This is a genomic window from Dyadobacter sp. HNCC25DJ183 (genome assembly GCF_056895175.1).
The window spans coordinates 50,835-63,014 of the sequence record NZ_JBXHAP010000004.1 but is presented as its reverse complement, the minus strand read 5'-3'; the positions used below and the strand labels follow the sequence as shown (position 1 = coordinate 63,014).

Sequence of the window (12,180 nt, the reverse complement as noted above, 5' to 3'; positions counted from 1 at the left end):
AATATGAAAAAGATCACTTTGATGGTCGCTTCGATGCTGACCATGGGCATGCTGACAATGACAAGCTGTTCAGAAAAAACAAAAGATTCTGCACAGGAAACGGTTGACGAGGCGAAAGACGACATGGATGACAATGTTGCCGAAGCGAAAGCCGACATCAAAGAAGCCGGGAATGATTTTGAGGCGAAAGTGAAAGAAGATAAGGCTTCATTGAAAAAAGATATTGACGATGCTGTTGCAAAGCTCGACAGAAAAATAGAGGAGGCTGACGCCAAAATGGAGAAAGCCGCTGACAAGGAAAAAGCAAAGTGGCGCGACCGCAAAGCTGAGCTCAATAAAGAAAAAGATGAGCTGAAAGCTTCCTGGAACGAGGTAGAAGACGAAACTGCCGAGAAGTGGGATGCATTCAAGGCTAAAACGAATGAAAAAATCGCTAAGGCGAAAGCAGATATTAAAGACTAGGAATTTGGATTAGGGTTATGTATTCGAAAAATGCTCCTGTAAACGGGAGCATTTTTTTATTTTCTGGGTAAATGGATTTCCGTCATCATGCACCGGGCAGAGCCTCCGCCATAAGTTTCAATGTAAGAAAGGTCCGTATGCAGCAGACGCGCATATTCGTTCAATTGCTTGACCTGCGTGCTGGTAAGTGATTCGTAAGCTTGTGTGGACATGATCAGAAACTTGTCTGCACGCGCATTTCTCACCATCAGCATATTGCCTGCGAAGTGCCGCACCTGTTCGAGAGATATTTCGACGATGTATTTACTGGTGTCTTCCAGAGCAGCTCTTACCATTAATCTTTCATCCGGATCTTTGATGGCTTCCAGACAAACCACGGCAAAAATGTCGCCCACACACATCAGGACATTCGTATGGTAAATGGGCTTGTCATTTTCGTCAGTCGCATTGAATGCGATGATTTCATAGCCCATTGCTTCACCAAATGTGGCCAGCACTTCGGGGTGTGTCCGGGGTGAAAGACAGGCGTAAGCGATTTTGTATCTTCTGTCGAGCACCATACTGCCGGTGCCTTCCAGGAATTTGCCTTCTTTTTCGAAGTAAGTAAGGTCGATGATTTCCTCAATCTTGTACTCTTTTCCGAGCGCTTCAATAATGTCTTCCCGCCTTTCGAGCCGGCGGTTCTGCGCCATCATCGGGTACAATACTACTTTTCCGCTCTGGTGAAAGGACACCCAATTGTTAGGAAAAACAGCATCAGGGCGCCTGATGTAATCGGTATCATCAAATACCTGCACGTTAATGCCCGCCTTGCCAAGCTGATCGGTCATCAATTCGAATTCTTCCTCGGCTGTTTGCGCGGGCGTATTGTTTTCAGCCTCCGACAAATTCCGTTGCTGGTACTCGTTGGTGGCGGCAGTCTCTTCATTGAATCCGAAGCTGGCCGGGCGGATCATCATGATCCTGGAAGTTGACTGTGGCTGTATCTGGGCAGATGAAGTGATGACGCGCATAGGAGTTTTTTTACAGCAATTTACGATCGAAAAGGCACGATTACAATATTAAAATTCACGCAGGACGGGCATGCTCATACAATGCGATCCGCCTCTTGCACGGGAAAGTTCAGCGGAGGGCAGGGTAATGAATGTGTCGTGAAGCGTTTCCGGAACAAGCTTACCTGACTCAAATTGTTGCAGGATATCTTTGGCGCTGATCACCGAAAATCCCTTCTTCCGAAAAGCTTCCAGCGTTTTATCATTGCGGTCGTAGCCTATTACCACGCCTTCCTGCAAAGCAAGCAGATTACAGGAATCGGTCCATTGCTCGCGCTCGCCGTAGGGAAATTCATTGTTCCCGGAGTAGATAAACTGCACGGGCTCTTTGCTGCCGAGATCGGTTTTACTTATATCGGCCAAAAGATCTTCCAGGTTCTCAATCTCGCGCGGCTGCTCCGTTCCCTTTTCAAATTGCAATATCCTGAATTCCTTATTTGCATCCGCCGGGGCGAAGAAGTGCAAAACATCTTTCTTTCGTGCCTCGTCGCCGAGCCTGGCCAATGAACCCAATAACACCCATACGTTTTTTTTGACCTGAGTAAAAATGGTGTCAATGTGCATGTAATCGCGCTTTTTGGGGATCTTGATGATTGTGATCTTGCTGACCACATTTTTTTCAAACAAAATCTTCATCACCTGCTGCGCGGCATAAATGCTGGTCCGCTCGCTGCACCCGATCACGAGGTGGTTTGGTGCCACCGTCATGATATCGCCTCCTTCCAGCGTGCAGCGGTGGTAATCACTCGCTTTTTCGTCGTCGGGCAGCAAAAAGTGCTTTTCATTGTCAGGTATCTCAATCAGATTGTTCCTGACATGTTCAAACATCGGATGGTAGAAAAATACATACTGCGCCAGAATGGATTCGCGGGTCCGGGCTGTTTTGGCGGGTTTGTTCAGGAGAATGTAATCGTTGATCACAATACCAATATCCCGCATAAAAATAAGGTTCGGAAGCGGTGCGAAAAGCATTCGCTCGTCGGAGCGCGAGCCGGATATGAAGATCTTCGCCAGCTCGTGCGGGTGGCAAGTGTGCAGCTCTTCCTGTATCGCAAACGCGCATTTTTCAATGCCGCAGATCGCGGCAGTGAGCTTGCTGCGGGTACCGGGTTCTTCCAGAATCTCAGCCAGCAATTTTTGAAAATCGACTACGCAGTCTGAGTTATAATAATTGTCAGAGCCTGGGATGAAAAAGGATCGTCGGGAGTCTGCATCAATTTCTGCGAGCTTTCCTTTTATTTTTCCGGGATCAAGGAAATAGAGCAGCAGTTTGATATAATAATCGTATTCGTCCCGGCGCATGGTATCCAGGTGAACAATGTCTTCAAAAAGCCAGTCCTGGGCTTTGCTGGGCACTACTTTGCCAAGTCCACGGTCGGGACTGTGGATCAAAAGCCGTTTGAGCCGCCCGGTTTCAGACGTGACTTTTACCTGGTAGCGGTGATCTGTCTCAGATGTTTGCATGAAGTGTTACAATGCTGTGATCGCAAAATAAAGGTTTATTGATCGATTAAAAATAGCCTTGCAGGTCAGGGGCAAGGTTGCAGCAGTTTTGAGATATAATATCATTTATACGGGAACAAGGGCGGTATTAAAAAGGTTGTAGGTTAGGTGTGGCGCACGTTTTCAGCCAGTTGCGTCCATTTTCTTTTACGGTCAAAACGTGTTACTTTTGCGGTAAAATTGCCACGAACTATCTATTAAGAATTAATCAGTTATGCTCTCAATAAATGACTTGCGTGCCTCAGTTGAAGGTAAGGAAATATTAAAAGGTATCAATCTGGAAGTGAAACCAGGTGAGGTACATGCTATTATGGGTCCTAACGGTTCCGGCAAAAGTACGCTGGCGTCAGTACTTGCGGGAAGAGAGGAATATGAGGTGACAGGAGGGAGTGTTACTTTTAATGGAAAAGATATTCTTGAAATAGCGCCTGAGGAAAGAGCAGCGGAAGGTATTTTCCTTGCATTCCAGTATCCTGTTGAAATTCCCGGTGTTACGACCATCAACTTCCTGAAAACTGCGGTTAACGAAATTCGTAAATACAGAGGCGAAAGCCCGCTGGATGCAGCTCAGTTCCTCAAAATGGTGCGTGAAAAAGCCAAGTTGGTGAGTATGAACGATTCATTGCTGAAACGCGCATTGAACGAAGGATTTTCAGGCGGTGAGAAAAAACGCAACGAAATTTTTCAAATGGCTGTGCTGGAACCCAAGCTGGCGATCCTGGATGAAACAGACTCCGGTCTGGATATCGATGCATTGCGCATTGTTTCGGAAGGCGTGAATTCACTTCGCTCTCCCGAGCGCGCTACGATCGTGGTAACTCACTACCAGCGTCTGCTCGACTACATTGTTCCTGACTATGTACACGTACTTTATAAAGGCAGGATCGTGAAATCCGGACCGAAGGAACTGGCTCTGGAGCTGGAAGAAAAAGGTTACGATTGGATCAAAGCCGAAGTGGAAGCAGTCAGTTAAGAACCTTGTTTGTGGAGTTTCTTGGCATTAAAGTACCTTATTAAAAATTCGATGAGTACCGAAACAATAGATTTAAAAACCCGGCTTGTTACAGACTTTTACGCACGTGAATCTGTCATGAACGGCGCAGCAGCGTCTGCGCTTCACCAGAAAAAACGTGCGGCATTGGCCAGGTTTGATAAATTAGGCTTCCCAACGATCAAGAACGAAGAGTGGAAATACTCTAACGTGAAAGAACTGGTAAGCGAATCATATAATTTCAATGCAGCAAGTGATATTGAGCTGAGCGACCTGGAAGATCTTAAAATTCCCGAGCAGGATGCCAATATCATCTATTTTGTCAACGGACACTACCACGCTGGTTTGTCGAGGCTGGTTTCTTCGTCTGACCAGCTGACGATCAGCTCACTGTCAGAAGCAATCAAGAATGATCCCGATCTGATCAATTCTTTTTTCAATGAGCTGGCTGGTGAAAGTGGCGACGCATTTACTGAACTGAACACGGCTTTTACTCACGACGGGATTTTTATACATGTTCCTGAAAATAAAACGGTAGAGCATCCTGTAATTCTCCGTTTTGTAAGTGACGCAAGAAGTCAGAACATTGGCAGCCAGCCACGGAATATTATCTCAGTTGGCCGCAATGCACATTTGAAACTGGCAGAAGCTTTCCGGACATTGGGTACTGAGCGCTCGTTTACAAATGCAGTAACAGAGATTTATGTAAGTGAAGACGCAGGCGTGGAATACTATAAAGTGCAGAATGAAAGCGACAAAGCATATCATGTGGGTACAACCCAGGTAAGAATGCTTGACCGTTCGCAGTTCTACGCAGGTACTGTTACTTTGAACGGACGTTTTACCAGAAATAACCTCAATATTGTTATTGACGGAGAACGTTGTGAGGCGTATATGTATGGTCTGTATTTCCCGGATGGCGTGCAGCACGTAGACAATCATACCACAGCTGATCACCGCAAGCCGAATTCGAACAGCAATGAATTATATAAAGGCATTCTGAGAGACAGGTCGAAAGGTGTTTTCAATGGAAAGATTTTCGTTCGTCCTGACGCACAGAAGACGAATGCATTCCAATCCTGCAAAAACATTGTATTGTCTCCCGACGCTACCATGAACACCAAGCCGCAGCTTGAAATTTTTGCGGATGATGTGAAATGTTCACATGGAACGACGACGGGGCAGATAGATGAAGAAGCACTGTTTTACATGCGTTCAAGAGGTATTTCCCATTCAGAGGCGCTATCGCTGCTGATGTTTGCTTTTTGCGCTGATGTAGTTTCCCAGATCAAAATTGATTCGATCAGAGAGTACCTGGAAAATGTAATAGCTGAAAAGCTGGCTACCAAATAAACGTCCGCAATCAGACCGGACACAGCTTATTGTTGCCCAGCTCAATTTTTTGGGTTGGGTATTTTTCTTAAAAAACATCTCATGAATACTCCTTTTGATATATCATCCATCCGGAAAGATTTCCCGATCCTCAATGAGGTAGTAAATGGAAAGCAGCTTGTGTATTTCGATAATGCAGCCACAACGCAAAAGCCGCGGGCTGTACTGGATGCGATTTCAGGCTATTATGAGCACTACAACGCGAATATCCACCGCGGTATCCATCACCTGGCCGAGAAAGCGACTTCTGCATTCGAGCAATCCAGAACTCGTTTGCAGGCGTTTTTGAATGCGCAGTTTTCAGAGGAGATCATATTTACTTCCGGTACTACCGATGGGATCAATCTTGTTGCTGCTACTTATGGTCGCAAATTCCTGAAAGAAGGCGATGAAGTGATCATTTCAACAATGGAGCACCACTCCAACATTGTTCCCTGGCAAATGCTTTGCGAGGAGAAAGGCTGCATTCTCAAAGTGATCCCGATCAACGACGAGGGTGAATTACTGATGGATGAATATGAAAAGCTGCTTACGGAACGCACCAAGTTTGTATCAGTAGTGCACGTTTCCAATTCGCTGGGAACGATCAATCCGGTTAAAGAGATCATCGAAAAAGCACATGCGGTAGGAGCGAAGGTACTGCTCGATGGCGCGCAGGCGAGCTCGCACCTGCACCTGGATGTACAGGATCTTGATTGTGATTTTTATTCATTGTCCTTGCATAAGATCTATGGCCCCACGGGAATGGGGATTTTATATGGTAAAAGGGATTTGCTCAATGCAATGCCGCCTTACCGTGGTGGTGGCGAGATGATTAAGGAAGTAACATTTGAGAAAACAACCTATAATGAGCTTCCGTACAAGTTTGAAGCCGGTACACCGAACATTGCGGATGTAGTTGCCGCAAAATATGCGATCGATTATGTGGAGACATTGGGGAAAGCAAATATTGCTGCATACGAGAATGAGCTCCTGAAATATGCTACCGAGGCAGTACGTGAGATTGAAGGCTTAAAGATCATCGGACAAGCCAAAGAGAAGGTGAGCGTGCTTTCGTTTGTTATTGACGGTATTCACCACCAGGATATCGGCGTCTTGCTGGATCAGCAGGGAATTGCCGTGCGCACGGGCCACCACTGCACGCAGCCATTGATGAGCCGCTTCAACATTACCGGAACCTCCCGCGCATCTTTTGCTGTTTACAACACGAAAGAGGAGATCGACCTTCTGATAAAGGGTCTTCATAAGGTGAAAAGAATGCTTGGATAATGTTGTAGATTACTGCCTCATCAAATTTACAAATACACATATCTATGAAGAATTCAGTTCAGGAGGCAAAGCGTTACCTCGATAATGCGAAGGAAATTTTAAGGGAAAAAGCAAAGAAAGAGGATGGTTTTTACCAGGATAAGAAGTATGTGAAGTTGGCTGGACATGCCGCTTATACGGGAATACTGGTTGCGTTGGATGGATTACTCGGCGTGAAAGGAAAAGGGAGAAAGAGTATCGACTGGTATTTGCAGGAGATCGGGAAATTGGATAAGAAGGCGTTAACATCTTTTCATACCGCGTACGACACGCTCCATTTATCAATGGGCTATGATGGAAATCAGTCAGCCGATATTTCTGCAACTGGCTTGAAGCTGGCTGAATCGCTGATTAACTGGGTAGAGACCAAAACTGCTGCCGCGTAATAATATTTACAATGACGATAAACGAGATACAAGACGAACTAATTTCTGATTTTGAATTGTTTGATGATTGGGAAAGCAAATACGAGTATATCATCGATCTCGGAAAGCAATTCCCTCCTCTGGAAGAACAATACAAAACAGAGGATAATATCATTAAAGGTTGCCAGTCCAGGGTTTGGCTTAATGCTTACATGGAGGGCGATTTGTTGAAATTCGAGGCGGACAGTGATGCGATTATCGTGCGCGGTCTTGTTAGTATGCTGGTAAAAGTGCTTTCGGGACATACGCCGGAGGAAATCGCGAATGCTGATCTGTACTTTATGGAAAGGATCGGCTTACACCAGCACCTGGCGCAGACAAGATCCAATGGACTCGCGGCGATGTTGAAACAGATGAAAGCCTACGGATTCGCTTATCAGGCCAAGTCTGTCAATGCAGAATAATTGAAATCATCAGATAATAACAAAAACAATGTCAGATTCAGAATTGCGGGAAGAAGTAATTAGGGCTATTAAAACTGTTTATGACCCGGAAATTCCCGTGGATGTTTATGAACTCGGCCTGATTTACGATTTGAAAGTATTTCCGGTAAATAACGTGTTCGTTTCCATGACATTAACTTCTCCATCATGCCCCTCTGCAGGTACTTTGCCTGGTGAAGTGGAGCAGAAAATCCGCGAGGTGGAAGGTGTGAATGATGTTAGCGTAGAGCTGACTTTCGATCCGCCTTATACAACCGAAATGATGTCAGAAGAAGCAAAGTTGGAGCTGGGGTTTATGTAGGTTACTTCGGCCGTCGGCTTTGAAATTAAGGAAGAAACTGACCGTCTGTTCTCGGCTTTAATAAAGTAATAAATTGGAAACAGCTATTGTTGCTGACATTAAAATAAAAGAAAAGTGGCTGACAGCCGACAGCTGAAAGCCGAAGTCAAAAAATAACCATAAAAATTAAAGAATATGTATCCACCGCAATTAGTGGCCCCAATGAAAGCCGAACTCGTAAACGTTGGCTTTCAGGATCTTACAAGTGCTGAAGAAGTAGACAACTTCATGCAAAACACAAAAGGAACTGCACTTGTAGTGATTAACTCAGTGTGTGGCTGTGCAGCAGGTGCTGCTCGTCCTGGTGTGAGAGCGGCATTGTCTCGCAGCGAAATCAAGCCTGACCATCTTGCAACTGTATTTGCAGGAGCAGATTTGGAAGCAACTGCGAAAATGCGCGAATATACATTGCCTTATCCGCCATCATCGCCGGCAGTGGCGTTGTTCAAAGACGGAGAGCTGATCCACTTTGTAGAGCGTCACCACATTGAAGGCCGCTCTGCTGAGATGATCGCTCAGCATTTGCAAATGGCGTTCGAAGAGTTTTGTGCTGAGGAAGCATAGTTAAGAAGATCAGAACATTGACATTCGGCTACTTTCAATTAACTTGGAAGTAGCCGAATCTTTTACAGCCTTTTTATTTTTACAATCATGCGCGGACATCGTTTTTCCAAGTTCATACCCGCCGAGCAAGGTGCTAACAGCAAGTTCGAGCAGCTTTTCGACATTTTTCAGCAACTGTTACTCATGACTTCGGGTGACGTAAGCGAAGCTATGTCGTGGCTCAGCGAGCTTGACAGGCAATATAATCTGACGAACGATTCTTACGGAATCGGCGACTTTTTTGACGATCTGAAAAAGAAAGGCTACATCACCGAAGAGCGGCAGGAAGGTGAAAACAAGCTGATCATGACGCCGAAGGCTGAAAAGAGCATTCGGAAAAGTGCATTGGACGAGATATTCGGCAAACTAAAACGGTCGAAATCGGGCGGTAACCACCATACCCCGCATTTGGGAGTGGGGGATGAACTTAGCAGCGACGTGCGCCAGTTTCAGTTTGGTGACACACTTGATCAGATTGCAATGACGGAGTCGATCAAAAACGCACAGGTGAACCACGGAATCGGCGATTTTATGCTGATGGAAAATGACCTGGAAGTAGTGGAGCGCGAGCAGAAAACTACGACAGCGACTGTGGTCATGATCGATATCAGTCACTCTATGATCCTTTATGGTGAAGACCGTATTACGCCAGCCAAAAAAGTCGCATTGGCGCTCGCTGAGTTGATCAGAAGCAAATACCCGAAAGATTCGCTGGACATTATTGTCTTCGGAAATGATGCCTGGCAGATCCAGATCAAAGATTTACCTTATCTCGAAGTCGGGCCTTACCACACCAATACAGTTGCAGGCCTTGAACTCGCAATGGATATTCTGCGCCGCAAAAAGACACGGAATAAGCAGATTTTCATGATTACCGACGGAAAGCCAACTTGCCTCAAAGAAGGAATCCGGTATTATAAAAATAGCTTCGGACTAGACCGTAAGATCATCAACAAGACACTTACGCTGGCTGCGCAATGTCGCAGGCTGGATATCCCCGTTACTACTTTTATGATCGCCACCGATCCTTACCTCAAACAGTTTGTTCAAAATTTTACGCAGGTCAACAATGGCCGTGCTTATTACAGCAACCTGCAAGGACTGGGAGGATTTGTACTCGAAGATTTCCAGCGTAACCGCCGCAAAAACGTGAAATAGTACCTATTTTTTGCCAACTGAAATCATATTTGCGAACAGGCGGTAAGCGCCGGTTACACCCGCAGGAAGTTCACGGAAAAAGGAAAGGCCAGTATAAATGTAGTGGCCTTTTCCATATTGCGCATAAAGCAGGCTGCCTTCTTTCGCACTCTCGGTTTCATCATTGGCCGAAAACAATGCCTTATAATTCTGCTTGTCCCAATCCTGGGCAAAATACAGACCGCGTTCCTGGATCCAGCCTTCAAAATCCTGTTTAGTAATCTTATTAGGGAAGTTCAGAATTGGACTGTCTGGCTGTAAAAACCGCATTTCTGCATCTTCTTCTGTTACCCGCTCGCGCCCAAGCTCAATTTTGAACGGACCGATTTCTTTAACTTTCTGTCCGGGTATAGTGTATTGTACTACCATTGTACCTCCATTCTTCACGTACTCCATCAGTTTGCCCTGGTAATTCGTGAGGTAATCTTCGGTATTGTATGCACGTACACCAACAACGATCGCGTCAAACACACTCAGGTCTTTCGACAGTCCATTTGCATTCAGCATCGTGACCTGGCAATCCATCTGGCGCAATGCGGTAGGAACATCGTCGCCAGCCCCTGCAATGTAGCCGATGTTTTTGGCAGTTGTTTTTACGTCAATTTTCGCCAGTTTGGCCTCTGAACCAGGGAAAATCGTTTGTGACGGAATGTGACGGTACGCGATCGTGCGGATAGATTTATCAAAAGTCTCGCCATTTACTGTTGCAACAGCTTTCAGCGAAACTTCCTGGTTAATGATCGGCGGCGTGATGATAAATGAAAAGTATTGCTGCTGGTACTTATTGCTCAATGTAAAAGTGGCAGATTCAGGTACAGACTTCCACCCAGCTGGTATCTGCGGTTTGAGTACCCCGCTCACATTGCTTTTCTGTGCCTCCACTACCATTGTTACCGTTTTTGGCTCGGCCGAAGCAAAGATGTACACTGGCTCTGCAATCGTCGTGGTAACTGCCGGCCGGATTTCGAATGGACGGTAAATTTCTCCTTCTGCCGGATCGGCAAACTTGTAAATCCAGGGCCGTGGAATGGAAAAGAGCTGGCCGCCGATTTCGAATGTAAAAGTGGTAACTGTCTCAGGCCGGTTCTCCGGGAAGCCAATATCTTCTTGTTTGTCAATCTGGAAAACTCCCTTTTCAATGGGTTTTTCAAGCCAGTACGGCTGACTGAGTTTCAGTGTCTCGGGCAACTTTGTTTTTATCCCAAAATTATTAAGCTCATTTTCATTCAGCGAAAGGTTCAGCAGGCTGTCTTTGTCTTTGCCGATCCAATTCATTGAAACCAGCTTAACAGGGTAATCAGATCTTTTGATCACGGATACATTTACCGCAGCTACGTCGCCCGCAACTGCTGAAAAGTCGGCCGGATTAGATTCAAACCAAAGTCCGGCACACTGAATGATCAGTTCACGTATTTCTTCCTTTTTCGTTTTTACGTAAATATTTGAAGTGTCCAGCTTGTTCAGCTCTGCATTGATTTTCAACAGGTCAGGAATGGAAGCAGAAGGTTTGTTGACTGCAAAATTTCGGATTGTCTGTGTTAACAGTGCCTGCACTTTTTCACTTCCCTTCACTCTTTTCCAACTGATATCCACATCGTCGAAAAGTGATTTCTGAGCGGGCTGACCTACTTTATGAAGGAAAAAATCAATGCGCTCGCCCCGCTGAGGCGAGCTGCCGAAGCCCTGGCTCTTGTGCTGACTTCTGCTTTCCGCAGCGATTTCGGTATAAGATTTTCCCAAAACCGGATTGTAACCACCGATTTCAATGGAAATAAACGGGCTTTTTTCACCCGTAGGTTGCTGGTTAGTAAAGCCGGGCGTATAGGTATTCCAAACCAGGCGCTTTGTCTGCCAGGTTTTTACAAATTTCAGCTGATCGGGATATGCATTCGGGTCGGCTGCCAGTTTGAAACCTTCCTCGGCGAGGTAAGCGGAAGTCTGGTGGTGCCCGTGGCCAGCCCGTGGGTCAGGTGGAAACCGGGTAATAATGACGTCGGGACGAAATTTCCTGATCATCCAAACCACATCTCCCTGCACTTTTTTAGCATCCCAGAAATTTAAGGTTTCATCCCGCGTTTTGGAAAAACCAAAATCGTAAGCTCTGGAAAAAAACTGCTGTGCGCCGTCAATGCGCCTTGCTCCGAGTAATTCCTGCGTTCTGATCACACCGATATTGTAGCCCTGCTCTGCACCTATGAGGTTTTGTCCGCCGTCGCCCCGCGTTAAAGACAGGTACCCGGTTCGCACCATCTGATCTTTGGACAGATAAGAGAGCATCAATGTATTCTCATCGTCGGGGTGGGCCGCAATGTAAAGTACGGAGCCAAGTACATTGAGCTTTTTGATATTCTGGAAAATCTCGCTGGAAGAGAGGGTGGGGTTTTGAGCAGAGACTGTAAAGAAGGTAAATGCAAGAACAATCGTAAAAAATCGGCGCATAGATGGTTATGTTAAGGCTTGGGTC

The 12,180-nt window shown here is 45.9% G+C and carries 12 protein-coding genes; 9 read left to right on the top strand and 3 right to left on the bottom strand.

The genetic code is table 11. The features are described from left to right. Window positions 1–3: 3 nt before the first annotated feature. On the top strand, window positions 4–462 hold the full coding sequence (locus AC1XTG_RS10845) for a hypothetical protein (RefSeq protein ID WP_056282881.1): 459 nt from the start codon (window positions 4–6) through the stop codon (window positions 460–462). Between the two features lie 56 nt (window positions 463–518). Here the strand turns inward: AC1XTG_RS10845 and ctlX are convergent, their stop codons facing one another. Then, window positions 519–1,475 carry a citrulline utilization hydrolase CtlX gene (gene ctlX, locus AC1XTG_RS10840; protein ID WP_484842006.1) on the bottom strand — a complete coding sequence of 319 codons (957 nt, stop codon included), beginning with the start codon at window positions 1,473–1,475 and terminating at the stop codon, window positions 519–521. 48 nt (window positions 1,476–1,523) lie between these two features. Beyond that, window positions 1,524–2,978 (bottom strand): arginine deiminase family protein, encoded by a 1,455-nt coding sequence (locus AC1XTG_RS10835; protein ID WP_484842005.1) that lies wholly within the window; start codon window positions 2,976–2,978, stop codon window positions 1,524–1,526. Between the two features lie 253 nt (window positions 2,979–3,231). Here AC1XTG_RS10835 and sufC point away from each other — a divergent pair, with 253 nt between their 5' ends. From sufC to AC1XTG_RS10795, 8 genes are all read left to right on the top strand, one after another. After that, window positions 3,232–3,990 (top strand): Fe-S cluster assembly ATPase SufC, encoded by a 759-nt coding sequence (sufC, locus tag AC1XTG_RS10830; protein ID WP_056282887.1) that lies wholly within the window; start codon window positions 3,232–3,234, stop codon window positions 3,988–3,990. A gap of 51 nt (window positions 3,991–4,041) precedes the next feature. After that, window positions 4,042–5,361 carry a Fe-S cluster assembly protein SufD gene (sufD, locus tag AC1XTG_RS10825; RefSeq protein WP_484842004.1) on the top strand — a complete coding sequence of 440 codons (1,320 nt, stop codon included), beginning with the start codon at window positions 4,042–4,044 and terminating at the stop codon, window positions 5,359–5,361. Between the two features lie 81 nt (window positions 5,362–5,442). Continuing rightward, a complete protein-coding gene (locus AC1XTG_RS10820; protein WP_484842003.1) occupies window positions 5,443–6,669 on the top strand; it encodes a SufS family cysteine desulfurase in 1,227 nt (408 codons plus the stop codon). A gap of 44 nt (window positions 6,670–6,713) precedes the next feature. Beyond that, window positions 6,714–7,094, top strand: coding sequence for a DUF5618 family protein (locus AC1XTG_RS10815; protein WP_484842002.1), 381 nt, complete (start codon window positions 6,714–6,716; stop codon window positions 7,092–7,094). 11 nt (window positions 7,095–7,105) lie between these two features. Beyond that, on the top strand, window positions 7,106–7,537 hold the full coding sequence (locus AC1XTG_RS10810) for a SufE family protein (protein ID WP_484842001.1): 432 nt from the start codon (window positions 7,106–7,108) through the stop codon (window positions 7,535–7,537). 28 nt (window positions 7,538–7,565) lie between these two features. Further along, the gene (locus AC1XTG_RS10805; RefSeq protein ID WP_056282901.1) at window positions 7,566–7,877 is read left to right on the top strand and encodes an SUF system Fe-S cluster assembly protein; all 312 of its coding nucleotides are present in this window, start codon (window positions 7,566–7,568) and stop codon (window positions 7,875–7,877) included. 174 nt (window positions 7,878–8,051) lie between these two features. Then, window positions 8,052–8,480 (top strand): BrxA/BrxB family bacilliredoxin, encoded by a 429-nt coding sequence (locus AC1XTG_RS10800; RefSeq protein WP_056282904.1) that lies wholly within the window; start codon window positions 8,052–8,054, stop codon window positions 8,478–8,480. A gap of 87 nt (window positions 8,481–8,567) precedes the next feature. Further along, window positions 8,568–9,677: a vWA domain-containing protein gene (locus AC1XTG_RS10795; protein ID WP_056282907.1), complete on the top strand. Its 1,110-nt coding sequence runs from the start codon at window positions 8,568–8,570 to the stop codon at window positions 9,675–9,677. Between the two features lie 3 nt (window positions 9,678–9,680). Here AC1XTG_RS10795 and AC1XTG_RS10790 read toward each other — a convergent pair whose 3' ends face one another. After that, the gene (locus tag AC1XTG_RS10790; protein WP_484842000.1) at window positions 9,681–12,155 is read right to left on the bottom strand and encodes a PIG-L family deacetylase; all 2,475 of its coding nucleotides are present in this window, start codon (window positions 12,153–12,155) and stop codon (window positions 9,681–9,683) included. Between the last annotated feature and the right edge of the window lie 25 nt (window positions 12,156–12,180).